This window comes from Aeoliella straminimaris (assembly GCF_024054565.1).
Classification (GTDB): domain Bacteria; phylum Planctomycetota; class Planctomycetia; order Pirellulales; family Lacipirellulaceae; genus Aeoliella; species Aeoliella straminimaris.
The window spans coordinates 1-25,863 of the sequence record NZ_JAMXLR010000022.1; the positions used below are offsets into that span (position 1 = coordinate 1).

Genomic DNA, 25,863 nt, shown 5'->3' on the forward strand with positions numbered 1-25,863 from the left:
ATCTTCAACCTCCAGGACGATGGGCGGCTGGTCGAGATGAACCAGCAAGACTTCGACACCGAGGACGATTTCCAGTCAATGCTCGAGCGATACCCCGACCTCTTGGCCGGTGACCAGATGCGAAGCGACTCGCCGCGGAGGTGGTTGTTGATCCAACGGGAAATGGGAGTCGCGGACGAGCGAGACGGTGCCGACCGCTGGTCGCTCGACCATTTATTTGTCGATCAGGATGGCATTCCCACACTCGTCGAGGTGAAACGGAGCAGCGATACGCGAATCCGACGGGAGGTTGTTGGGCAATTGCTTGACTACGCCGCCAATGGTGTTGTTCATTGGCCCCTAGAGCAACTGCAAGCAGAGTTCGAGCGGCAGTGCGATCAGGACGGTGTTCAGCCACATGAGCGGCTAGAACAGTTCTTAGGCGAAGACCAGGATGCATCCTGGTTCTGGCAGCAGGTCAAGACGAACCTACAGGCAGGTCGTATACGGCTACTGTTTGTTGCAGATGTTATCCCTAAAGAGCTCCAACGGGTCGTAGAGTTTCTTAACGAACAAATGGACCCTGCGGAAGTGCTTGCGGTGGAGATACGCCACTTTGTCGGCCAAGGGCTTAGAACACTGGTACCGCGTGTAGTCGGTCAAACGGCGGAGGCCGCAGGGCGAAAACAGGTAAGTTCAACGCGCAAGCCACCACGGACACCCGAAGAGTTGCAGACGCTCGCTAATGAGTGTGGGGTGGGCGCGCTATATCAAGCACTAGTAACCCAGTTGAAGCCATTCTTTAGCTCCATCACGACTACGCGATCGAACATTGCCTTTAATGACAAGGTCAGCGGCAAAACGGAAGCCGTGATTCTGAAATTGAGCCCCGGTGAAAGCGATAGAGGCTTTGGCCTCGCCTATGCGGTCTACATCAATCGACTTGCCGAGTTGTTAGGTAGCGATAGGAAAACGGTAGTGACTGCGATTCCCAGCCCTGAGCAGATTGAAGAGGGAACGTGGGCCGGAGACATCTACCATGGGGTCGCGAAATCGGAATCCGAGTTTTCGACATTGATTAAAATGCTACAGGAGGTCAAGCGAATCCAGACGAGCTAGATGATACCGCCAAAAGCTACACGGGATTCAGAAGAGGCACCCGGAGTCTTCGCAATCAAGTCTCGTCCTGCATAGGGGTTAACATGTCCGACTACACCGTCAAGAAAGGTGCATTAGGCACGGTCGTGCAATACGAATGTCCGCAGTGCAAGTCACCACTGACATCCAATGTCAGCGAAGCAGGAGGCCAAGACACCTGTCCCGATTGTGGGTGCGTCTTTGTCATTCCGGGAGAGGCGGAGAAACTTGAACTGGAGCGACGAGCTGCTCTGAAGCAGCGGGCTAAGATTGAAGAGCAACAGCGAAAGAATCATGAGGCCGAGGATGCAAAACGTCGGAAGGAACAGCGTCGCAAAGCCAAGGAGGAGGCAGCTGCTTTGGCAGCAGTTTCCACTTCGCCACCAGTGGTTGCCCAATCCGTCAATTCTCCACCTTCAGGTGCATTCCTGAAACAAAAAAGAGAGTTCGGTGATGGAATTCTCGAGTTCTCCTTCTCCGTTGCGAGGGGATTCTCGGTGGTCACCATCGTTTTGTTTTCGATTTTATTGGTCATTGCCTTACTTGGAGCAGTGTTCGTCCAAATAGGAAAGCGCAAAGTCAACGCACCACAGGTCGTGGCACCTACGAAGGCGGAATACGATTCTTACAAGGCTTCATCACCAGACAACAGCGAAAATGATACTAGTTATTACACTGACGAAGGCGATGGAAATGATGTATTGTCTCAGATTGCTACCGAGTATCATCTCGATAGCTTTGCAGTTTCAATGCTGGTTTCCGCCTCTGAATCGCTTGAGCAATCTGAAATGAAAGAATTCACGAGCGGCCTCAAGTTGCTACTCGATGCGGATAACTCGACATCTAAGAGGTCTGCCGCGATCTGGTATGCTATGGAGTATGCGGAGCGCAAGAGAGCGAGAGAGATTGATCTCAGCTTGGATCGCACAAACAACCAGTTCTGGAACCGAGCAACTTTTCTACTGGTGATGGGGTCACTATACCTCTTCATTGCCCTTATGTCCTTTATCGCCTTCCCACTACTGATACGTATCGAACGCAATACTCGCTCAGTTGCGTCTGTCCCCCAAGCTTAGCAATCCGACCCCATGTCCATATCCACCACCGTTAAATCCATCCAGGACATCATGCGCAAGGACGCGGGCACCTATGGGGATGCCCAGCGGATTGAGCAGTTGGCGTGGATGTTCTTCCTCAAAATACTCGACGATCGGGAAGCCGAAGAGGAGCTGCTGCAGGACGATTACCAGTCACCGCTCAAGGAAAAGTTTCGCTGGCGGAATTGGGCGGCGGACGAAGAGGGGATGACCGGCGATACGCTGCTCGACTTTGTCGACAACAAGCTGCTCAAGGAGCTGAAGAACCTGCCCACTGGGGCGGGGGGCAATCCTCGTGCGGCCGTCATTCGCATGGCGTTCGACGATGCCAACCAGTACATGAAAAATGGCACGTTGATGCGGCAGGTGGTGAACAAGATCAACCAGGTCGACTTCAACAACAGCAAGGATCGCCACCTGTTCGGCGACGTGTACGAGCAAATTCTCAAAGACCTGCAGTCGGCCGGCAATGCGGGTGAGTTCTACACGCCCCGCGCGGTGACGCAGTTCATGGTCGAGCGCACCAGTCCCAAACTGGGCGAGTCGATCCTCGACCCTGCCTGCGGTACCGGTGGCTTCCTCACGGCCGCCATCGAGCACGTTCGCACCAATGATGTCAAAACGGCCAAGCAAGAGGAAAAACTGCAGGCGTCGATTCATGGCGTCGAGAAGAAGCACCTGCCGCACATTTTGTGCATCACCAACATGCTGCTGCATGGCATCGAGGTGCCCGCCAACATTCGGCACGACAACACGCTCAGCCGCCCGCTGCGGGACTACGGCCCGAAGGATCGCGTCGACGTGGTGGTCACCAACCCGCCGTTTGGTGGCATGGAGGAAGACGGCATCGAGCTGAACTTCCCCAAGGCGTTTCAGACCCGCGAAACGGCCGACCTGTTCCTGGTGCTCATCATGCACCGGTTAAAGCCGGGAGGCCGGGGGGCGATCGTCCTGCCCGACGGCACGCTGTTCGGCGAAGGCGTCAAGACGCGGATCAAGGAGCGGCTCTTGACCGAGTGCAACCTGCACACCATCGTGCGGCTGCCCAACGGCGTGTTCAACCCGTACACCGGCATCAAGACCAACCTGCTGTTCTTCACCAAAGGCGAGCCCACAAAGGACATCTGGTACTACGAGCACCCCTACCCGCCGGGCGCGAAGAGCTACAACAAGACCAAGCCGATCCGGCTCGAAGAGTTCGAGCCCGAGCGCCAGTGGTGGGGTAAGCCCGACGCCCGCGGCGGTTTCAAAGGTCGCAAGGCAAACGAGCAGGCGTGGAAGGTCTCGGCCAAGGACATTGCCGCGGCGGGCTACAACCTCGACATCAAGAACCCGCACAGCGCCGACACCGGCCCGGGCGATCCCGATGAACTGCTGGCCGAACTGCACGAGGTCGAGAGCGGTATTCAAGAGACACTCGGACGTTTGCGCTCCGAACTCGCCACGGCACTGGGGGGCGAGCCTGAATAGGGCGAAGTGCAACGCTTCCGACCTAAGAATTTCGCCATTCCGTCCCTCCCAATAACTACAATTGCACGTAGAATAGGATTAGACTAGGCTTTGCCGCCCCATATTTGCGGGAGCGTTCGCAATTAGTCGGTCGGTCCCAACCGAAGCTAAATATTGCCTGCATGACAACTTCTATCGAAGCAATGCCAGACTACGAGCGGCCCCCACTCGTCGAGACCGTGGTAGGTGTGCAATTTGACCAATTGCAGTCATTTACGAACGCACACTTGGGTGGCTTCTGGAAGTCGCTCGACGCTACGGAATGGCCCACTACTGCTGACGCGCCACCGTTGCCTCGGCAAGTGGAAGAGTTTACCGAAGGCGCTAAGTGGGCGAAGGGACTGCGTCTTCAATTCACCCAAGATCCAGCTTGCCGAATACAGATCAAGAATGCCGATGAAGATCGTATGGTCCAGCTGCAAAACAACCGTCTTCACTTTAACTGGTTAGGTGCATCTGGTGGCAACTATCCTCGGTACGGACAGGTCCTCGCAGAGTTTAAACAAATACTAGCTAGTTTCGTGAGATTCGTGAGCGATGAAAACTTGGGTGAGTTTAGACCAAACCAATGGGAGTTGACCTATGTTAATCATATTCCCAAGGGCAGCGTTTGGGAGACACCGGCAGACTGGAACTTTTTTGAACCTTTAGCAGCTATCCCCTCAGTTGACAAAGTGGTCCAAGGTGAAAGTTTCAGCGGCGAATGGCACTTCACCATTCCTGATCAACGAGGGCGCCTGCATATCGAATGGAAGCATGGTGTGAAGCCAAAGGAAGGCACAGATGAACAGCAGTTCGTACGCCTTACCCTTACCGCGCGTGGGAAGGTGGAAGAGAATTCGATTGACGGAATCGTAGAGGGTCTGGACCTGGGTCACAAGACTATCGTATCGTCATTCTCGAGTCTCATGAGCAACAACGCCAACAAGTATTGGGGGCAAAAATGATGGAAGCAACTAAGGCAAATCCGTACCTGTCGGAGTCTGGTAGTGATGCCGTCCTCACCTCGGTTGAGAAAGATTCTTTGGCTAGTCGGTACTATTCGACCGTTCGCATTCGCCATCTTTGGCAGATTGCCATTGAGCAGACTCTAGACCTATGGCTAAAGAATCCCGACGCGCTCGAAGATGACGGCATTGATGCTCCCGATGCGACTACGATTCGTTTGGCGTTTGACTACGCAGAAACCCTAAGGGATCGAGGGCTGCTTCCGCCCACTTGTATAGTCCCTGATGGAAGTGGTGGCATCGTGTTTGAGCGTCGTCAGGGTAACGAATCAGAGGTGGTCCATATCTGGGATGATGGAAGCGTTGAATTTCAACAATTTGATGGTGCCAAGCTTGTTTGTAGAGAGCCGTTCTAGTCGATGATCTCTGGAATTATTTGTGGACGCTGGCTTCGAACACGTCGACGATGACGAACTGCTCTATCGCCGTGTCCCTGCATCGACCGGCTGGTACGATCCCTCTACGAGCCAGCTCAGTCCCCAAGCGTTCGCCCCTCACAAGCAGCGCGACGTTACGGGTTTATCCGTATCCCGAGCGAAGTATCGATCAGTAGAAGCTGCGGCTAAGGGGCAACCTGGCAAATCGTACTACGTTGCCGTGTTGCGAGTGCGTGACTTAAGAGGCCAGGGCATTGAGGTTGTTCCCCGCCCAGAATTGCCGGACGGTGAGATAGACCCATCGCATGCAGAGCTTCCCGATCTAAATTCGGCAAATCGGAAGGACAATATCACTCTGGAACGGCAACGTGCTCTTGCAACAGAGCTTGTGTCCCATGTCGAAGGGCCGTTTCGCACATATTTGGGGGGCGAGTAAGGATGGCGGATTCGGTGACGATGGAACGTGAAGCGACAACGCTCGATATGCTGTTGGAGAATTTGGATACCTTCGCCGCTGCGCCGGGTGGTGTGTCGAAGCTGCGGCAATTAATTCTTAATTTGGCAGCAAGGGGCGTTCTCGTCGAACAATATGCGGCTGAAGGAACTACGGAGCAGGCATTGCTAAACATAGCTGCAGAGCGTTCGCGACTGCAGAAACTAAAGGAGATTCGCAAGCAAAAGAAACTGAGTCCAGTTGCCGCAGATAGAGTTCGGGGAAGATCGGCACCACGCGGACGGCACGCCCCGCGTTGGCAGTCTTCGGGCACGGTACCAGCAGGCGGTTTTGTTCCCAGTCGACGTGTCCCCACTTCAGCTGCCGCGGTTCGGACGCCACTCTCAGCCCGCCCCAGCGACTCAGGGCAAACAACAGCTTCCACTCCAGCGTCGGCAGTTCTTGGAGCACCGCCTCGGCGTCGGCTGTCTCGACAAACCTGAAGCGGGTGGTCGCGACGTTGGTCTTCTTCACGCCATCGAAGGGATTGTCCTCCAGCCACTTGTACCGAATGGCCGAGCGGAAGAACTTCGACGCGATGGCGGCCCGTTTGTTGGCCGTGGCCTGTGCGAGGTTCTCGTGAGCACGCAACCAAGTGACGAACGCTTGGGCGTCGCCCAGCGTGATGGACTCGGGCTTTCGGTCACTACCGAAGTAGTCCTGCAGGTTGTCTGACGCACGTTCGTAGATCGCCACGGTGCTACCGGCGAGAGTCGCCCATTCGTTGGCCTTGATGGTGTTGATCATGGCTCCAAGGCTCTTAGGTGCCACGGTGCCAGGTAACTCTACGGGCTCACACAAGCCCTTGGCCGCGAGCTTGGCGTGGAACTTGGGGGCCAACTCGGCAAGCCAGCGAGACGTCTGCGGAGCACGCTGAGTGCCGTAGTTCACCGCGGTGGCGAGCTCTTCGATGTGGTGCAGGATCTTCTTGGCTTCGCTCCGTCGAATCTTGCTGTTGAGACTGACCGTCTCGCGACGATCGCCAACGTTTACGAGTATTCGGTGCCGGCCGTTCGGGCCCTTTGCCAGTGATGCCATCGGTTTGGTCTCCTTGTATGAGAAGGCCTCAGCTAGTCCATGCCAGCCGAAGCAGAGGAGTTGGTTCCACCTCAACGGTGCTGTCGAGTTCCACTCAAAAGGCTGACGGCCGGTTCAACCGACCTCACGCGCGACTTCAATTGCTTTAGCCATGTCGCGTTCCGCGTAGACCTCGGTGACCTTGGCTTGGGAATGGCCCAGGTAGACTTGTGCGGCTTCGAGTCCGAAGCGTTTGCGCACCTCGGTGGCGGCAGAGTGTCGGAGCCGGTTCGGACTCCATGGCTCGACCTTGGCCTTGATGCAGGCGCGATGGATGGCTCGGGCGTAGCTCGCCGAGTTGTAGCAGTTGCCCGGCTTCCGCTTTGGCTTTCGCTTTCGGTTCGTGCCGGGGTGATCTCCGCATGACAGCGGGGTCACTCGTTGTTGATGTTGAATCGCCCGCCGCTTGGCCTCGCTGTCGCGCGGCTGAAAGCAATAGTCGGACGGAACGCGAGCCAGATAGCGAAGAAGTACCTCCTGGGCCTGGCGACCGAGGCAGATGACCCGCCGTTGCCCGTGATGCTCGGTCTTGTGAGACTGGGGTACGTAGAGCCAGACGTCTCCGCTGCGATCGATGTCGCAGGGCCGCATGATGCAGACTTCGGACGGACGCATGCCGGCAGCCCGCTGCACGCGGACCATATCGGCCACCACTTCGGGCAGGCAGGGGAGCGTGGCGTCGACCACGGCCGCCTCTACAGGGCGAATAGGCTTCGACTCGGCAGCCGCTGTCTTGCCACGTCGGAGCCCCTCCACGGTTGCCAGGGCGGCGTAGACGCTCTCAGGCACCAATTGTTCCGACACCGCCCAGCGGAAGATCCGCTTGATACGGCCGATGGCCTGATTGACGGTTGTCCGTGCCCAACCGGCTTCGATCAGGCGTTGGCGAACTGCCTTGAGCGCCAGCGTTCCGAAATCCGCAGCGTTGGTGCGGGCGTAGAGCTCCTTCAGCGGGCGGATGGCGGCCTTCATGCCGGCCACTTCGGACGTCTGCTTTCCATCCTTCCGATAGTAGGTTTTGGCGTGTTTCAGATAGCGCGTCAGCAGTTCGGCGATCGATAGATCGCTGTCGCCGGCCAGCTCCTGGCGTCCGCTGACGAGCCACTCGGCAATCAGCCGATCGTACTCACGGCGGCTGGCGGCGGTGCCGTGCTTGCCGAGGTAGTGGTCGCGGCCAGAAAGGGTGACAACTGCTTGGCCGGTACCGCGATGTTTGCGGTATTTAGGGAGAGTGTTGCGTAGTGTTGGCATCAGGCGGGTCTCCGTCTGGAGCCAAAACGGTAGGCTACCGTTTTGCGCTCTTGGGAAACACCGCGCTGACGACCGTCGTCAGGGCACGCAACTCGCGATTCGGTGGGACTTTACGTCAAGTGGGCACGACAGAACTCGAATCTGTGACCTCTTGCATGTCAAGCGCTTTAGGAACGCTAGCTATCGCCCATAGCCGATACGGGTTAACAACGATTGCTAATCTTATCAAAGGCTGTGGTCGGATGCAAGAATTGTCGAGGATTAGCACGCTTTATCGAGCCGTCCGTTGTATCGTACAACGATGTAGATCTCGTACTCCAGCGAAAACGCTAACCCGATATTGCTTCAGGTATTGATGAGATTGGAGCTGTTGCGATTCTGGCAAGCGAATTGAGGTCATACTGCTTCGCCAGCTTGCTCGTGGTCGAATCACACATCGCTCATCTAGCCGCTCGGTACAGTCGGCCTCAACTCACGTCATGGGGTGGCTATCTGCCCAGGATATGCATCATGAACTCGTCAAGATTCGGCGGGGCACGCCCACATCTATGTTCCGGAAACTAGGACGCGTCAAAGATCGCAGTCTTCAAGTGCGTGTAGGTAAAGCCCAAAGTACTCCGATGTGGTTTCGTCATCGGATCCAACAGTTGATTGGGCATACTTCGATCCGTACCACTTGTCCAGAACTCCTCTAGCGTAGAATCGTAACGCTCGCCCGTCTCGCCGGATATGTTCCTCACTGATATGCGGTCGAATTGCGCGGTCGAAGTAGGAGGTACGCACGTCCAGAACAGCGGCCATTTCTCTCTTCAACAGCCAGGCTTCCTGGCGATTTGGCTTGCGAGGTGATGCCACAGTTACTCCTACTCATGTGTCGCGCTTACTTACTTACCTTACAGATTCCGTCCATGAAAAAACACTGCGATTGCGGGCAAAGCCCACTGCGGGGGGACCCCCGGCAAAGGACCCCAACCCCGGGGGGGTGGGATGTCGTGGGGAGTGGGATTACACAGGACTACTCGCAATATGGGTGGTGCTACGGTGAGTCCAAAGTCGGCTGGAGGTGCGACCGCGATGGGCCAAATCTCGCTTACGCGACAAGAACTCTACGACCAAGTCTGGTCAAAGCCTGTTAGTCAACTCGCGCAAGAGTTCTGCATTTCCGATGTCGGACTAGCTAAGCTTTGTCGCAGGTTCGACATCCCTCGCCCGCCTCGCGGCTACTGGGCGAAGCTGCGCAATGGGCACCGCGTCCGAAAGGCACCTCTGCCTGCTACGAATCGTGAACTTGGAGAAGTCATCAATCTTACTCTAGCGCCAGAGTATCAATCCCGCGATTCGGACTCAGAGATCGCTTGGGAATCTAATCTGGTCGAAGAGATAGTAGACATTGAAGTACGATCTTCACTTCGGGGCGCTCACCCACTTATCGGGGAGACAAAAGAACAGCTGGCCGCTGCCTCAACGGGCGAGAATGGGCTACTGGCAAGCAAAGAGACATTGGCACTCCATATAGTTGTATCACGCAAGCAACTGCATCGTGCGTTATTGATAATGGACGCCTTGCTGAAGGCCCTGGACAAGGCCGGGTTTCCCATCGCCCCTGGTCCCGAGTTGACCTTGTGTGACCAAGCGATACGGTTTGGTATCACAGAGCGATTAGATACTCAGCGAATACAACCTCCCGACCACGATCTTTCGGGGAACTACCAGTTTGGACATAGTCGATTCAACAAGGCCTACTCGCCCTCTGGACGGCTAACCCTCTATGTGCTGGATGCTGACCGCCAGTGGGCCGCAGGGTGCCACAGGTCGTGGAGCGACGCCAAGAAACAGAAACTCGAGCAATGCCTGGGCAAGTTTGTGGCTGGACTCATGAAATTAGCTCGGCGCAAACGAGAGTATGAGCAGGCGGAAGCTGAACGCAAAGCACTGGAAGAAGCCGCACGGGAAAAGCGTGAGAAAGAACGTCAACGACGTGCTGAACGTCGCCAGCGTCAGCAAGAAGAACGCGATCGCGTGGATCTGTTGCTGCAGAAGGCGGAGGATTGGCGCCAAAGCGAAAACGTCCGCGCCCTGATCAACGCGATGAAGCAGCAGTACTCTCAAAGTGGAGTATCCGTTTTACCTGACTCGGAGGAAGGCAAGTGGCTAAATTGGGCTGCGGCCCAGGCTGATCGGCTTGACCCCCTGGTCGAATCGCCACCAAGCATACTAGATGAACATATTCCTGATGAACCGGCCTACCGGTGGTAGTCATGGCTGCACCACGGCAAGCTCGAGCAAGTTCTTTCGAAGAGATTAAGCCGCTCGTCGAACTCTGCAAAGCCGGCAAACTGTTTGAAGTCACCGATTGGATTACCGAGGGATACCCCGTCAGCCCGCCACTGCATTGCGGAAAAGGCGGGCGAAAAAAGACGCCGCTGACCTACGCCATCGACCAGGGATTTCACAGTCTGGTGAAGGTTCTTCTCGATGCGGGAGCAGAGTTGGAAGACGACGGCTACTCCCGCCCCATCTACCGTGCCCTGGAAAAGCGGCGATTCGACATCGTCCAACTCTTCGTCGACCACGGTTTCGATCCCAAATCGATTGAAATGCGGGAGGTATTCAGCACCTGGGACCTCGACGCGATTCGCTACTTTATTGACCGCGGTGCAAACGTCGTGTCCGAGATGCCCTTGGCAGAAGCCCTCTGCTTTAAAATTCGCCCCGCTCTGACCGCATTTAAGGAGTACAAAGACCGCGAACCGAGTTTTCCCGAGCAAGCTAACGTAGCACTTCGGCATCATTGTAAGGCGGGGAATCTCAAATGGATCTCGCTGCTGCTTTGGGCAGGCGCCGACCCCTGCGCAAAGGGAGAATCAGAGCCACACTGTGGTTCGGATTCTGATTGCGAGGGCCTGTCAGCTTTGGCTTTTGCTGCCTTGTACGACCACTACGAAGTGTTTGACCTCAAGAAGTTGCGCATTGATCCAGGATCTCCTGTGGCTCATGAAGTTGTCCGGTACTGCAGTGGCGGTGACGGATCGCCCATCATTGAGAGGCTATTAAAACAAGGATTGGATCCAAACGACCGAGTCAACGGCGGGTGCAGTGCTATTCAAACCTTCTTGACCCACGTCGATTGGTCAGCCCGGTTTCGTTACTACCGTTGGGAAGAAAAATCCAATGGATTTGATACCGCGGAAGGTAGAGAGCACCTCCGCTTGATCCACCTGCTAGCCAGGCACGGCGGGCGGTGGGTACCGGAAGAATCCGGCGAAATCAACGCGGCACGGCGCGCCCTGGTCACGATGACCCCGGACTACACATTGGAGTTTGTGTGGATCATGGGAAAGTACAAAGCTTGCTCCAAGCAGGTGATCACTTCCCTCGTGCACACTCCCAAAATTAAGCGGCACACTGCGAAGTGCTCCGAGAGGCTGGCGGAGCTTTTGGAGATATGGCCTGCAGAACCTGAGACGCTATAGGAGCCTTGAACTCGGCCGTCCATCCAGCTTCGTGACTTCCTTCGTTTGATTGGCTATGCAATTGTCGTCAGTCGTGCTCGGAAGAGGTTGGATTCACGTCCGGCTGCGTGTCGTTCCAATCTCCAGTTGTTAGCTGTGTGACCTCACCCGTTTGTGAATCAACAATGGAGATTCTCTGGAAGAGACTATCAGGTGACAGATCGGCATAGGCAATTCGTCGGCCGTCAGGGAACCAACGTGCGCACTGATGTCCTCTGACACTCTCGTGGGTTGTTACCGCTTTCCATTCTCGAGGCTGTACCTCTCCTTCAAATTGGTACTTTTCGGGAGCCAGGAAGAGTCGCGGATTGGGGTCGTCACGAATCAACTTGCGAATACACGCTAGACGTCCGTCGGGAGACACGATCGGCTTCTGGCAGTGCTGCTCCTTCCCCAATTCGTCGGTGAGTTGTTCCACCGCATGACTTGTTGGATCAATGCGAAACAGGTCGCAATCCGGCCCCCAGGACGATCGCATCACCGACGCAATGATGTACCCATCAGGAGCCCAGCACAAACCGGTTGGCCAATCGTAGGGGTCGGGAAAGTCATCTGCCGCAATGGTCACCGCACCAGTCTCGGTGTCGACCACGTGGATGGCGCGACGGTCCTTATGGGCGAAAGCCACTTGCCGACCATCGGGCGACCAGTCAATGGGTTCGGCAATATCTGGATGGGTATCGTCGAACACGCGGACGTTGTTGCCATCGCGATCAGCGGTGCAGATGTGCCAGCTACCTTTTTCGTTGGAAATGAAGGCAATCCGCAAACCATCCGGGGACCAGCAAGGTGTTTGGTCGGTAGCGATTCGCGATTGCCGAAAGAACGGTCGTATCCCACTTCCATCAGTATTCATCGTGTAGAGCTGGGACGTCTCACCACCACGGTCGGAAGTGAAGATAATGGGGGGATGGGCATTCGGCACTTTGATGACAGCGATTCCGCCTTGCGGAGACCCTCCGCCAACCAACACATGCTGCCTGTCGGCGGTAAGCGCCATGCGACGCGAACCTCTTCGCAAACCCTTGATTTGAGCGATGATGCGACCGTCGTGCGCATCCAAAAAGTATAGAATTCTAGAATCCCTACTTAGAGCAATCAGCAGTCCTGGCGACTCATCGAGCAATAGGACCGTCGGTGCCCGGCGATTTAAATGAAAGTACTCCTGCGGACCGGTATCAGGGAACCCATCAACGTCGAGGACCCAGATCTTTCGCTGCTCTGAATCACAGACGAAGAGCTTGGCGAGTTGTTCAGAGAGAACTACGGACGTTAGGCTGCTATCGTCAGGAAAGGGCACCGATGCAAGAGCGTAAGGTGGCCGCAGTTCGACCCGATAAAGTCGAGGCGACCTGTTTGGGGGATGTGGCGCGGTGACTAGGTAAGCCCAACGACTATCGGACGAGATAGCGGCGTCCTCTGAGCAAGGTTCGTCTGGAAGTGGGATGCGTTTGACCAGTCTGGGGTCTGCTCCAGCAACATCGACGATGGCGACTCCATCATCTTTCTTGCTGCCTTCTTCGGAGAGTCGCCCGTCTGCACCCATTTGGACCACCAAAGTCTTCCCATCCGGTGTAAGGGCCAGCTTTCTGTCCCACCAGGAGTCTGAGGTTGCCGAGTCCACGATGGGAACATTCAGTTTGTGGTTGTCATTTGCAAGATCAATCTGAGTGATGTAGGAAAAGTAGTAGTTTGGCACGTATAGGCGTTGCTCGTCTGCGGATAGTTCGATGTCATTGTGGATGTGAAATCTGGAGAAGGAGATGGGCGGCATCAGGTCTTCCCCGGTGCGAAAATCAATAGCACGAATTGGACTACCAATTTCGCTGCCGGTGTCTTGCGCGTGAGCAACAAACAGTCGTTTCCCATCGCTTGCCGGGCGAATCGCAATGATTCCTTGGTCAATACTCCCGTCGGCTCGAGGTGTTTCGATCCAGCGGTCCACGGAGCCAGCAGGCGGTTCTGGTATTTCAGGGAACCCACCGACTAGCTGTCGCCGACCACCATAGATTACGGTCATTGCGCCCAACACCAGCAGCGCAATTATGGCGACTATTGTGAACCACGCTCGGACGCGACTTTGCCGAGGGGGCAGAGCAATTGCCTGAGGTCGGCCTTCGGCATAGCGATTCAGGGCATCGGAAAGTTCTTCCGCCATTTGGTACCTTTCTTTGGGCGCGATCGCCATCGCCTTTCGGCAGATTCCATCAATTTCAGCATCCAGGTCGGGGCGACTATCAACCGGAGCTGGCACCGGCAGTTTTTGTTTCTGGATGATGCAGTCCGTAGGCGACTCACTGAAGGGAACCGTTCCGGTGAGCATCTGATACAAGACGACACCAAGGCTATAGATGTCGCTGCGGGAATCGGCTGGTTCGCCCCGTGCCTGTTCCGGAGCCATGTAGGCGATCGTGCCCACAAACTCGCCAGTTGTGGTCAGTCCGGTGACCGATTCGACCGGCTTCGCCAGGCCGAAGTCCATCAAGACCGGCTCACTATCCTCATCTATCATAATGTTCGACGGTTTGATGTCGCGATGAATGACACCCGCGCGGTGCACTTTCGCCAATGCGGCGGTCGATTTGCTGAGGATCTCAGCCGCGTCGCGGGGCTCGAAGCACCCGTCCTGCTCAATGACCTCCTGCAGCGAACGCCCCGCTACAAACTGCATGGCGATGAAGTGAACACCGCTAATGGTGCCCGCATCGTAGATGCGACAGATGTGGCGGTCCTCCACGGCAGAGGCTACTTCTGGTTCTCGCGTGAAGCGATCGATTACGTTCGCATCGGAATACCGAGGAAACTTCAGCGCCACATCGCGCTGCAACCTCATGTCCAGAGCCCGATAGACGTTCGCCTCGCCACCATCCCCCAACTGTTCACGAATCTCATATCTGCCGAACGTTTGGCCAGACAACTGCGGCAGAAACACCGGGGGAGTGTTCCGCCTGGCTGCCTCTGTGTCGTCCACAGCGATCGTGGTTTCCTCACCGCTCGAAGTCTCTCGGTTTACAGCCGCTTCTGTTTGGATCGTCTCGAGATCAATTTCGTCGGCCAAATTGCCGAATCGTTCCTTTAATTCATCTTGTTGTGGGGCGGAACCAAAGTAAGCCCTGGCCAGGCACTCCGATTCAATCAGCTCGACTACGACGTTCGACTCGGAGCGCAATTCGGGAAACTGGTCGAGATACTGTTCAACGCGTGCCGGACGCCCCAGTTTGGTACGGTACTCCAGGTCGACCTTGATCAACTCGACCAGACCGGCAGTTCGTACTTGCCGATCCCACTTCGAAACAAACGCCTCGATGTCTGGTTCGGCGTCCGCATGCCAGGCCATTTCAAAGCGTTCGATTGCCTCTTCGACCTGACCCCAAGATGGCAACTGTTGCGCGGATCTCACGTCCATGGAATGGTTGTCCGCAGTCGAAGGTGGAGGTCGCTTCGCCATTCGTTTACTGATGCAAGAAAGATCAGCCGCGCCATACTGTTTTGCGGTCGAAGTGCGTGATGGCTCTTAAGCTCAATTCCTTTTCTGAGTGAATCTGGCTCACTCGCCGCCCGTTTCTTGGTCGGTGTCCGTTTGAAGCCGGCCGCGAATCTCGGCAACCGCCCACTTTAGCCGTCGTTTTACCGTCGCGAGCGACCAACCTAACTCCGTGGAGATTTGCGCGGTCGATTTGCCCAGAAAGTAGTGACGGCGAAAGATCTCGGCATCTCGATCGGAAAACTCATCCACCACAGCGGCTACTTCGTCCACCGCATCGGCCAAGTCGTCAGCCGTCCGTCGCCAAATGTCGTCGGCCAGGTCAACGCTAGCAGCGTCTCTGGTAGCCTCGCGGCGGATGTCGCGTTTTTGAGCAAACTCTTTGCGAATCGTTCGCTGCAGTTTGTTGTCCGCGATGGTCAGCAGCAGTCGGCAGAGTGCGCCCGTATGCTCGAACTGATACTCACTGTTCGAGGTCCGCTTGACGAAGGACCAAAAGGTCGACTGCACAATGTCTTCTGCATCGATCCGGCGGCTGAGCTTGGCCCCTATCTTGCGGTCGATCGCTTTTTCGAGCCATGGTCCAAAGCGTTCCATCAAGACCGCCACGGCATCATGATCACCATTTTCGATTAGGTCGACGATCTCTGTCGCCCGCCGATCTTGCCCGTTGTCCAATGTCACCGACGTCATCCCCACCAATGCGTAGACAGCAACTAGAAGAGTCCCCTCAGAAAAGTCAGTGCCTCAATTCTAACTGGCCGCCAGGCCGATTGCCACGATACGCGAGAATTGCGGCTATAGCAGTTCAAAACGGCGTGCAATCGGGACGTTACAAAAAAATTCTCAAGTCGTGTGAGCCATGGTTGGTGGAGTTGGGCATTGAATTGATAGTGCCGTCGAAGTCGGTATCGAGACCTGAAGGTCTGGAACACCATCATGTGTTCTTCAATCGAAGGGAGCGCGGCTTGTTGCAGCCAAGCCGTGATTGAAGACGACGGTGGCTGTTAACAACGCGTTATGCTGACGACTGCAGCGGGCAATTGGGCTATGACGCACAGTGAGTGTACCAATTCGGCAATCGATAGGATAATCCGAAAAAACATGACGCAGAAGATTGCCAACGCGGCACCAGACGGCTATCGTGCCGTACTGAGTTACCAGAGTCCGATGCTGGTTGGCTCGTCTTCGTATCGGCGTACCGAACTACGCGTCTACTTGGGGGCTCACGCTTTTCATTTATTCGGGCATTGTCAGTAGTTACTGACATGCACGGGCGTGCCTCGAATCGGGAGGGGATTTCTGATGCGGCGTTCTCGCAAGCGTGGTGGGAGTGTATTTAGCCGGAGTACGAAACAGTGCGCACTGAAAGCCTCTGAGCGAGGACGTTTACTGAGGTGCGAAGCGTTGGAAGACCGGCGGATGCTGTCGGCCGACCAGTACCCAGAGCTACCCGGGATGGTACTTGTGGATCCACTTGAAGATCAATTCAAGGACCAAGTTGTTTTTCTTGATTTCGACGGTGCGGAGAACCTGACCTACTACGGCCCGATCGTTATCGAGGATATTGATGTGCCGGCATTCACTGCGCCCAGTGAACTTGTTGGCCAAGAATCTGCAATTGTTTCGTCAGTAGTCTCGAAGCTTGACGATATTTTTTCGGGCACTGGGCTTGTTTTCACGACAGAAGAGCCGCTCGATGCCATCCCTTATTCGACTATCTATATCGGCGGCAGCTATAAACCTTTTGCTGAATATGGGACGTTCCAGGGGCTAGCTGAAAAAGTTGATACCGGCAACCTGGATCCTTCAGACCATGCCTTCGTATTTTCGTCGACTATAGGCTACTCGGACGGGGGCGGATCAGATTATTTATCTCAGTTAAGTGATGTTATTGCTCATGAGACCGGTCGACTTCTCGGATATGAGAGTGCCTCTTTATCAGAGGACGCTGGTCCACTGGAGCATGTGGCGGCTACTTGGTACTCAAATTATGGAATCAGCCGATCATCAGCAATCACTTTATATGAACCAGAGCTTCATTCCTTTCAGGTGAATGCCATTGCTCAATACAAAAATACCGAGTGGTATGTGAATGGGGTCTACCAAGGATCAGGCGAAAATGACTGGTCAGGAATCGGCGCCATCGATCCCGAGTTTGATTACTACATTTCGAGCACATCTAATACTGAAATCAAGGCCCTCGTTTATGATCGTTATTGGAATTATGAAGAGTACCACATCTGGAACATAAAAGTCGGCCGTCCTGATCTGACGAAATCCTCTTCGAGTATTAATGATACGACAGTTGCCCCAGGCGACACCTTAAGTGTCAATGTCACCGTGAAGAACCAGGGAGATGCAGACGCAAACTCTGGAAACGTGTATTACTATTTCCAAAAGGGATCGCGTTCCTACACAAGTTCTTACAAAGTAGGCGAAGATTCTTACGGCGCACTTGGGGTAGGAGGAACTTCATCGGAGAGTGTCAGCTACACCGTTCCTGCCAGTGCTTCAGCAGGCACGTGGTACTTCTACTATTGGATTGATGCCACAGAAACGACTAGCGAGAGCTACGAAGGCAATAACCGATACTACTGGGAGGTCACGGTTGAGCGAGACACAACTCCACCAAATCCCCCGACATTTGACTCTGGCAGCAGCGACCGTTCCCAAGGCGTATGGTCCACCGACAACGATGCCAACATCTGGTGGAATACTCCATCAGATGAGAGTGGGATAGCAGGGTATTCGGTGACTGCAGATTACTCGTCATCAACAACTCCAGACACAATAATTGATACGACTTCCCGCAGTTGGCAACTGGACAATGTCGCAGATACATCGGGTTTCTACCTTCATGTGCGTGCCGTGGACGGAGAAGGCAATTGGGGAAATGCAGCTCATTTTGGACCCTTTAAGATCGACACCGCCAAGCCTGGGCAACCTGTGCATCGCGACCCCGGAGCCACCACAACTGACACGACTCCAACGTTTGATTGGGATCCGATCACCAACGACCTGAGTGGAATCGACTACTACGAGTTGTACATAGGCGATGGTCTTCTAGGTATCAACGACAAGGTTTACTACTCAGGAAGCTCTACGGCTTGGACACCCCCAAGTCCGTTTCCTTATGCAGACGACTATTTCTGGCAAGTCCGGGCCATTGACAATGCGGGCAACGTTGGAGAATGGTCAAGCGCTTGGGGATTGGAAATCCTTGGATATGCCGATCTCGTAGGCACGGGAGGTGTCCCATCGAGGAAGTACTATCCAGGCGAAACGGTCAACTTCACCTTTGGTGTGCTGAATAATGGACAGGTAAACGCCAACTCGGGGGTGGTGAACTTTTTCGCAAATCGCAGTTCTGAGAGTTACGATCCTGGCGATAAGATAGGTGACCAGGCTTACGGTAGCCTCGCCCCTGGTGCGTCTTCGGACGAATCGTTCTCGTGGCAGATACCAGTAGACGCAACGCCTGGGACGTATGTTGTTTCGTACTGGGTTGACGCAACTAATACAACACCAGAGGGCAGCAGTGGCGAAAGTAACAACAAGGGACGTTGGTATGTAATAGTAGACCCGCCGGCGCAGATTCTCTCGGTCAGCCATGACCCCACAGATGGCACCACAGCCGTAGCCAATCTGGAACAAACAGTATCGGTTTCCGTCGGAGCTGAAATCGCACAGCCGGGTGTGCTTCAAGTGTGGATGTTTGACGATGACTTTTCCACACAAGACCGAAAGTGGGTGTACATCCCTTCCGCGCAAAGTACGGTGCAGACATTCGATCTGTCACTTATAGAGACAGTCACTGGATCGCGTGATTACCATACGCACGTACAATTCCGACCCGGTATCACTTCCGGTCCTCTCACAACATCGGATTCAAGTGATGTTGTGTGGAGCGAGACTGGTTACACCATCAATTGGACTGAACCATTCGACCCAGGACCAAGCATTGTGTGGCAGTCGCCTACCGGCTCATTACAAGGCTTGGTTCCCTTCGTCGATGTGACTTTCAGCGAGACAATCAACGCGTCCACGTTTACACCGGCCGACGTAATCGTTCAGAACAGCGTTTCGTCGATAGCCGTTGCTGACGTAACGTCGCAGGGAGGCAATACCTACAGAATATCGTTCTTGAGTCCCCTGTACGAAGTGGATGCGTATACACTTGCAATTGGACCAGACATCGAGGATGTCGCGGGCAATCGCATGAACCAGGATGGCGACAATGTAAATGGAGAGCTGCTGGACGATCAATACACAGGTAGCTTCACGATTGACACTGCGTCGGAATTGCTAGTTGGCCATGAGTTGTTTGAATATCTCGCAAAAGCGGTTGTATATGCGGATGGCCCATCCAGTGGTGAGGTATGGGACGAGAATAACTCTGCTGTTGAAGCGGCTCTTGCGTCTAACCCCGAGTATCGAACGGGGTATTTCGTAGATGATGTATTCTCATTTAGTGACGGTTTGTATGCGTTAGCTCTAGAACCGATTGCTGGAGCTGGCGATTCGATTCTCGTGTTCCGCGGCACTCAAGGTTTTGATGACTGGTACTCCAATTTCAGCGCTGAGGGGGTGGGATACAGCCAGTTTCTTGGTCATCGTTCGGAAATCTATAGTTGGCTTAGTGAAGAGGCGAGCGAAGGCGATACCGTTAGTATAGCGGGACACAGTTTAGGTGGTGCCTTGGCGCAGTGGTTTGCAGCGGGCTGGACAGCTCTAGGCAATAGTATCGGCGAATTGGTCACGTTTAACGCTCCGGGGATTAGCGAGGTAATGGCTTCGGAGTTTGTAGGGTCGGCTGGGCAAGTCCACCACTACGTCACCAGTGGCGACGTGGTATCCATGGCTGGAGAGCACTATATCAATGGGAATTACACAATTACCGGATGGTCGAGCAATCCGGTTCTGCCTGCCAGCTATCTGTTGGATAAACACTTATCACCAGTTCTGCTGGACTACTACCGCACGCCGGATGGCAGTTTGCGAGAGGCTGCACCTTCCTCAACCACGAGGGACTCGGGCAGCGAGTCCTCTGATTTGAGCAGTTGGTGGTTCTCATATGCAGCCTTAGAACGGTTCGATTTCCAGTATGCATCGTGGGTGGCCACAGTTGAAGCCATTGCGCTAACGGCAGATTCAGTCACGTTACCCTTAGGGGCATGGGGCCCGGCGACCAGCGCACTACCTCCGAGCCTAATTTTCCGTGGAACCACAGAGGCGGCTCGAAGCGATCTCGGCCCAATGTTGCAATGGATTATGACACTTGGGGATGGGAGCGACTTTGCACCAGACGGTGACGTCGTTGCGATTCGTGACTATGCTAGCGTTCAAGAAGGAGAAGCCATCATTCTCAAGGTATTGGAAAATGACTTTTCCGATTCGGACCAACCGCCCTCGATACATCAAATAGCGGCATACCCGGAACATGGTAATGTAATCGTCAATGCCGATGGAACGATTACCTATACGCCTGATGCCGATTATTACGGCGAAGACATATTTGAATACGAAGCATCAAACGGTAATTCCTATGATTCGGCCAGCGTCTACATTACGGTTACGGCACTGCCGCAGGTCACGCTGAACACACTCAGCGCCAACGCCGGTGAGTCCTCTAGCAACGGAACCATTCGTGTCACCCGTACCGGGGGAAACAACGCTTCCCCGCTAACGGTTAACTTCAATGCCCCGACTGGTTCGGCTCTACGGGGAGCGGACTACGACCTGACGATGGGCTCGACTACGCTCAGTGGCAATAGCGTAACCATTGACGCTGGGCAATCCTATGTGGACGTGACGGTGGAGGTGCACGACGACGCCATCGACGAGGACAGCGAGTCGGTCCTCCTGACGTTATCCTCGGGCAGTGGGTATACGCTCAGTGGGACGACTAGCGGTACCGTGACAATCAGCGATGACGACACCGCCGGGGTGACAGTCAGCCCCACGAGCGGACTGGTCACCACCGAGGCCGGCGGCACGGACAGCTTCACCGTCCGACTCAACAGCGAACCGCTCTCGGACGTGACAATCGGTCTGTCTCCGAGCGACACCAGCGAAGGGGCGGTCTTGCCCGCGAGCCTCGTCTTCACGCCCGGCAACTGGAATCAGCCTCGCACCGTAACCGTGACCGGTCAGCAAGACACGCAATTTGATGGCAACGTCACCTATACAATTGATACTTCATCAGCCAGCAGCAGCGATCCGAAGTACAACGGGCTGGCCGTGGTAGATGTATCGGTCCTGAATTTGGACGACGATGATGCTTCTAATTCGCTTCCGACCGCTGATGCTGGCGGTGACTACACCGTCCACGAAGGTACTGCTATCACCTTGGATGGCAGTGCATCATTCGATTACGACGGAACGCTAGTGTCCTACCTCTGGGATACAGACAACGACGGTGTGTTCGACAATGGCACCGAACCCACGCTTGACTTCATTGCTACAAAGGATGGCAACTACACAGTCGGTCTCAAGGTGATCGATGATCAAGATGGCGAAGATGTGGACTACGCAACCGTGGCAGTGACCAACGTTGCTCCCACCGCCGATGCTGGCGGTCCCTACACAGTGACGCTCGGAGAGTCTGTCCAACTGGATGCCACTGGATCAACAGATCCTGGCCACGACATTTCCAGCTACGCTTGGGACCTGGACGGTGATGGAGACCATGATGACGCTACCGGATCGACCTATGAGTTTACCCCGACTTCCAGCGGCATTCTCAATGTCTCGGTTCGAGTTACCGACGACGATGAAGCATCGAATGAAAGCTCTGCATCGATTGACGTGACGCTGGACCCAAGCTGGAACGCCGATTTCAACTCCGACCTCCGCGTCAACCTCGCCGACTACACCGTCTGGCGAAATAACCTGGGCACCACGGTAACTCCCGGCGATCCCGGCGACGCCAACTTCGATGGTCTGGTCGACCAGACCGACTACCAGATCTGGAAGTCGCAGTTTGGGACGGTGATCGAGGAGCCCGCCGTCCATGTCGAGGAGAATGCCATCTGGAATAGCAAGGTCTATATCTCGTGGCAGAACGTGACGCACATCTACCAAGCAGACTCGTTAAACATGGTGATCGACACATGGAAGGTCGATGACGACGGCGATGGGGACCCTCGCAATGACACCAATCGGATTCTCTCGGGGGTCGACGCCGCGAACGGTATCTACGCAAACATGGGGGGCATCGGAGGCGTCGATAGCGGCGCCACGGCGGCTACTACTGTTAACGCCGACGGAAGCGTTACCGTAACTCTATCTCGGACAACGGCTGACGGAACGCTTGAAACAGCCTATACGATCAAGCCCGACGATGTAAATATTTACGGCGAGTTGATTGCTGCTCCCAGCTCCGATGCGAGTTTCTCCTGGGGAATTAGCCAAATCGCGGGAGTTTGGGTTTCGAACCCGCTGGGCGAGTTGGCTACTTATAACCAAGTCTACGTTGATGGAGTTGTCCACGACGCACGGCCCAGTGCCGTTACGGGCGCCACAGAAGAGGGATTGGATTACTGGAGAAAGCAGACTGCTGCTCCAGATTACGTTGCCCTGCTCTCGACAGAGAATCAATGGACGACGGGAGTCGCATTGACGGACGCACCGATCGAAGTGGAGCTGCGCGGCAATCTGGTAATGTCTTCGCAGTACGGCGGTTGGACCTTTGCACGTGCCGCAACCCTAAGTACGCCTAGCGGCGTTACCCTGCAGGGTGGCGAGACGTACTCCTTCGCGGCGGTCTTCCATGCAGATCAAGATCCTTCTCTGCAGGAATTCGAGAGCCTGATAGAAGACGCCACCGCTCCCATTGCACACTGGGCGTTCGACGGAAACACGCTCGATTCCAGCGGCAACGGCTACGATGCCACCGCTTACAACGACTACTCCTACGAACCCGGAGTATCTGGGGATGCAATCCATCTTGTTGGAAGTGGGAGTACGGGGCTCGCTGGGGGGCATGTCTTGTTGCCGTCCTTCCCCTTAGACACGATGGACGAATTCACTCTTGGCATGTGGGTCAATTACCAAGACCATACCACGACGTTCGGAGGTGAGTCACTCATCCAATTCGGTCGCGGCGCGACTGGAGACAACAGCATCTACGGCATTACCTACGATCCGACGGTTTCAACACCTAATATCGGCTTTCATGCAGGTGGACCGTGGACTTCAGGAGTGTCTGCAGTCAGCACAGCATTTCCGGCTGACTTCCAAAACAACTGGCACTACCTCACGCTTCGAGTTGGCGACGGCGAATTGACCGGGTTCGTCGATGGCCAGAGTATCGGTTCTGACAGCTACACCAAGCCAACTGCCAGTACACTGGAGAGTGTCGCAGGCATCGGTGCTCACTGGTTTAACAGTGGGGGCACAGAATCGAATCGATTTATCGGCAGCGTCGACGAAGTCAAGGTCTGGGATCGTGCCCTTTCTGATTCGGAAATCGAAGCAGAAGCAGCTTCCGTTTCTGTCGCAGTACATATGGCAGAGTCAACTGCGCTCTCCGTTGCTGCGATGTCCGTTAACGAAGCTGCTGCCACGCAAAGTGTAACCGCAACTGCCCTTGACGCCGCCATCGCACTGGAAACGGAGTCAACAGCGTCCAACCCAAGAGGACGCTCGTCAGTCAGGCAAGCCTTTGCATGGCGTGACACGGCCGAATCCGTGTCGCAAAGTGATCTCCTCCTCCTGACACGCAGGGATCATCGCCACCAACGCGTAGGAGCGGATGAGATTTCAGATCTAGCTGTGGAGCGAGTGCAGCATCATCGAAGAGCGAGCGATTCACTCAAAGACGATGTGCTGGACGAACTCTTTGCGAATGAAGCACTGGGCGCGTATTCGCTCCGCGGCGGGTGGCGCTGTTGATCGCCGCCAAAAGGTACAGAGGGACGCTAAAGCACTTCACTCTTGGCAACTGCAATTTGTTGTCACAGTGATAAGCCCCTGGCCCCGACCACACGATTCGTTTTGCGATTTGTGAGCCGGATTCGGTTCAGAAAGCACTTAAGGAAGTAGAACACTTCGGTGCGGCGAAGGCTGGCTGAGGCAGCTCTAACTGGATTGCCCCCGCTGATGAGGGGAAGCCACTCGCACAGCTGCGCGGCGGCCATGTTTCGATGGAGCAGTGGGGTGGGTGCCGTTTAGCCAGCACTCTTTGCTGGCCGCACTCCGTCTTGTCAATACTTGTCTGGGAGGAGTAGCAGTGACGATTCGATTCTTAAGTGTGCCAATGTTCTTCGCGATGCTTCTGGCTTCACCTGCCGTGGCAGGTATCAACGACGGTCTGCTCGCTCATTATCCGTTCGACGGCAATGCCGACGACACCAGCGGCAATGGCAACCACGGCACGGCCTACAATGACTTTTCCTATGTTCCTGGCGTGGCTGATCAAGCAATTCACTTGGTCGGCAGCGGCCACACGGGGCTTGGCGGTGGCCACGTACTGATACCATCCCTGCCACTGGATACGCTGGACGAATTCACGATCGGATTGTGGGCCTACTATGAAGGGCACACCACTACCTTTGGTGGTGAGTCGTTCATTCAGTTCGGACGCGGAGCGTTCGGGGACAATAGCATCTACGGCATTACCTATAACCCCGACGACACCGGTATCGGCTACCATGCTGGCGGACCTTGGACGACGGGAGTTTCGAGCGTAGGAACACCCTGGTCTGCGGACTTCCAAGATAACTGGCACCACTTTGCGTTGCGTGTGGAGAATGGCACCTTGACCGGCTTCCTCGACGGCCTGATCGTCGGAACGGATACCTACTCGAAGCCAACCACCAGCACCTTGGAGGAAGTGGCGGGAATCGGCGTCCACTGGTTCAACAGTGGTGGTACGGAGTCGAACCGCTTTATCGGCAGCATTGACGACGTGCGAATCTACGACCGTGCTTTGTCCGATGCAGAGGTGCTATCGCTAGTGCCAGAACCGTCTGGGATGTGCCTGGCTGTGATCGGGTGCCTGATCTGCATGGGAGTTTGCACTCGACGATGCAATTGACATGGGAGGTCTGTCAAGAACTGCATGAATTAGGAGATGGTCTCCGGCAGCCGCTCCTGTAAGGCAATGCCTATTTTGAGTACTTCTCGCGTTCTTCCCAAGGGCGTAGGCGGTGGACCAGGTCAGGCAGCGGCGGGGCCTTAACAGACAGCCCTCCGCCGCGAGATAGCTGGCTTTCACTAGGGCATTCTCAAATCGCCTATCGAGTATTCTTCCGCAAAGCTGACCTACAAAGAGGACGCCCCATGACTACTCCCAGTTGGCAGCGGCATATGCGGCACGTCTGTATTTCGATTGTTCTTGTCACGGTCAGTCTACGTGGTGAGCCAGCACATTCAGAGTGCCCCGATTCCCTATTCACCGACTACTACACCTGGGCTTGTGTGGATCCAGAGCGACCGACCAATGGTGAACCGGTCTCGCTCAGGATGAACCTGACCTACAGATCAAGCGGTTACCACGTCACCACTGTCGATACCGAATCGCTCGAAGACACGGTGTTTCTTGTCGACGTCTTCGTCGAATCACCTGGGCCAGATGATGGCGTGTTTTGGGCGATTACATCGGAGCGAGTGGACGTACCATGGGGACGAATTTCACCAAGTGACTACAAGTACACAGCTAATGTCTGGTACCTGCCCCGAGGCACCAGCAACCAGGTGTTGAGTGAGAAACTCTCAGGAGGTTTTACTGTTGTGCCAGAACCGCCCGGTTGCTGGCTTGCCGCTGCTGCCCTCATCGGATTTGCCGCCACTTTCAGAATCATGCGACGAGAAAGTTCAATGATCGTTGGTAGGTTGTAATCAGGAAACGCCCGTTTGCATCCAGCATTGTTCACGCTCGCGGACGGATGTATCGCTGCGCACGATACAAGTTCCTCGTGCACGAGAGCGTGATG

At 55.1% G+C, this 25,863-nt stretch carries 14 protein-coding genes; 10 read left to right on the forward strand and 4 right to left on the reverse strand.

The window, feature by feature from the left end; genetic code table 11:
* From NG895_RS05195 to NG895_RS05215, 5 genes are all read left to right on the forward strand, one after another.
* Window positions 1-1,098: PDDEXK family nuclease (locus tag NG895_RS05195; RefSeq protein ID WP_252851402.1), on the forward strand; the 1,098-nt coding region annotated here is incomplete at its 5' end.
* 83 nt (window positions 1,099-1,181) lie between these two features.
* Window positions 1,182-2,192 carry a TFIIB-type zinc ribbon-containing protein gene (locus tag NG895_RS05200; RefSeq protein WP_252851403.1) on the forward strand — a complete coding sequence of 337 codons (1,011 nt, stop codon included), beginning with the start codon at window positions 1,182-1,184 and terminating at the stop codon, window positions 2,190-2,192.
* Window positions 2,193-2,204: 12 nt separating this feature from the next.
* Window positions 2,205-3,683: a type I restriction-modification system subunit M gene (locus tag NG895_RS05205; protein WP_252851404.1), complete on the forward strand. Its 1,479-nt coding sequence runs from the start codon at window positions 2,205-2,207 to the stop codon at window positions 3,681-3,683.
* A gap of 161 nt (window positions 3,684-3,844) precedes the next feature.
* Window positions 3,845-4,669, forward strand: a complete 825-nt coding sequence (locus NG895_RS05210) for a TIGR04255 family protein (RefSeq protein ID WP_252851405.1) — start codon at window positions 3,845-3,847, stop codon at window positions 4,667-4,669.
* Complete coding sequence (locus NG895_RS05215; RefSeq protein ID WP_252851406.1) at window positions 4,666-5,085, forward strand: hypothetical protein; 420 nt, start codon at window positions 4,666-4,668, stop codon at window positions 5,083-5,085. Before NG895_RS05210 ends, NG895_RS05215 begins: the two co-directional genes overlap by 4 nt.
* A gap of 625 nt (window positions 5,086-5,710) precedes the next feature.
* On the opposite strand, the gene NG895_RS05220 is transcribed toward NG895_RS05215, so the two are convergent.
* A complete protein-coding gene (locus NG895_RS05220) occupies window positions 5,711-6,637 on the reverse strand; it encodes a tyrosine-type recombinase/integrase (protein ID WP_252851407.1) in 927 nt (308 codons plus the stop codon).
* Window positions 6,638-6,751: 114 nt separating this feature from the next.
* On the reverse strand, window positions 6,752-7,927 hold the full coding sequence (locus NG895_RS05225) for a tyrosine-type recombinase/integrase (RefSeq protein ID WP_252851408.1): 1,176 nt from the start codon (window positions 7,925-7,927) through the stop codon (window positions 6,752-6,754).
* A 1,074-nt stretch (window positions 7,928-9,001) separates the two neighbouring features.
* Between NG895_RS05225 and NG895_RS05230 the strand changes: the two genes are divergently transcribed.
* Together NG895_RS05230 and NG895_RS05235 are read left to right on the forward strand one after the other, a co-directional pair.
* A complete protein-coding gene (locus NG895_RS05230; protein WP_252851409.1) occupies window positions 9,002-10,183 on the forward strand; it encodes a hypothetical protein in 1,182 nt (393 codons plus the stop codon).
* A gap of 2 nt (window positions 10,184-10,185) precedes the next feature.
* On the forward strand, window positions 10,186-11,400 hold the full coding sequence (locus NG895_RS05235; RefSeq protein ID WP_252851410.1) for an ankyrin repeat domain-containing protein: 1,215 nt from the start codon (window positions 10,186-10,188) through the stop codon (window positions 11,398-11,400).
* A 67-nt stretch (window positions 11,401-11,467) separates the two neighbouring features.
* On the opposite strand, the gene NG895_RS05240 is transcribed toward NG895_RS05235, so the two are convergent.
* Window positions 11,468-14,845, reverse strand: coding sequence for a protein kinase domain-containing protein (locus NG895_RS05240; protein ID WP_252851411.1), 3,378 nt, complete (start codon window positions 14,843-14,845; stop codon window positions 11,468-11,470).
* Between the two features lie 141 nt (window positions 14,846-14,986).
* Window positions 14,987-15,607, reverse strand: a complete 621-nt coding sequence (locus NG895_RS05245) for an RNA polymerase sigma factor (protein ID WP_252851412.1) — start codon at window positions 15,605-15,607, stop codon at window positions 14,987-14,989.
* Window positions 15,608-16,345: 738 nt separating this feature from the next.
* Here NG895_RS05245 and NG895_RS05250 point away from each other — a divergent pair.
* The 3 genes from NG895_RS05250 (at window position 16,346) to NG895_RS05260 (ending at window position 25,768) form a co-directional block, all read left to right on the forward strand.
* Window positions 16,346-23,821: a PKD domain-containing protein gene (locus NG895_RS05250; RefSeq protein ID WP_252851413.1), complete on the forward strand. Its 7,476-nt coding sequence runs from the start codon at window positions 16,346-16,348 to the stop codon at window positions 23,819-23,821.
* Window positions 23,822-24,158: 337 nt separating this feature from the next.
* Complete coding sequence (locus NG895_RS05255) at window positions 24,159-24,965, forward strand: LamG domain-containing protein (RefSeq protein WP_252851414.1); 807 nt, start codon at window positions 24,159-24,161, stop codon at window positions 24,963-24,965.
* A 245-nt stretch (window positions 24,966-25,210) separates the two neighbouring features.
* Complete coding sequence (locus NG895_RS05260; RefSeq protein ID WP_252851415.1) at window positions 25,211-25,768, forward strand: hypothetical protein; 558 nt, start codon at window positions 25,211-25,213, stop codon at window positions 25,766-25,768.
* The last annotated feature ends 95 nt before the right edge of the window (window positions 25,769-25,863 follow it).

Bases quoted from the DNA above. Each gene is read 5' to 3' on its own strand.
- NG895_RS05205 (WP_252851404.1), top strand. From the start codon at position 2,205: ATGTCCATATCCACCACCGTTAAATCCATCCAGGACATCATGCGCAAG.
- NG895_RS05220 (WP_252851407.1), bottom strand. From the start codon at position 6,637: ATGGCATCACTGGCAAAGGGCCCGAACGGCCGGCACCGAATACTCGTA.
- NG895_RS05200 (WP_252851403.1), top strand. From the start codon at position 1,182: ATGTCCGACTACACCGTCAAGAAAGGTGCATTAGGCACGGTCGTGCAA.
- NG895_RS05235 (WP_252851410.1), top strand. From the start codon at position 10,186: ATGGCTGCACCACGGCAAGCTCGAGCAAGTTCTTTCGAAGAGATTAAG.
- NG895_RS05210 (WP_252851405.1), top strand. From the start codon at position 3,845: ATGACAACTTCTATCGAAGCAATGCCAGACTACGAGCGGCCCCCACTC.
- NG895_RS05240 (WP_252851411.1), bottom strand. From the start codon at position 14,845: ATGGACGTGAGATCCGCGCAACAGTTGCCATCTTGGGGTCAGGTCGAA.
- NG895_RS05230 (WP_252851409.1), top strand. From the start codon at position 9,002: ATGGGCCAAATCTCGCTTACGCGACAAGAACTCTACGACCAAGTCTGG.
- NG895_RS05260 (WP_252851415.1), top strand. From the start codon at position 25,211: ATGACTACTCCCAGTTGGCAGCGGCATATGCGGCACGTCTGTATTTCG.
- NG895_RS05225 (WP_252851408.1), bottom strand. From the start codon at position 7,927: ATGCCAACACTACGCAACACTCTCCCTAAATACCGCAAACATCGCGGT.
- NG895_RS05215 (WP_252851406.1), top strand. From the start codon at position 4,666: ATGATGGAAGCAACTAAGGCAAATCCGTACCTGTCGGAGTCTGGTAGT.
- NG895_RS05250 (WP_252851413.1), top strand. From the start codon at position 16,346: ATGCTGTCGGCCGACCAGTACCCAGAGCTACCCGGGATGGTACTTGTG.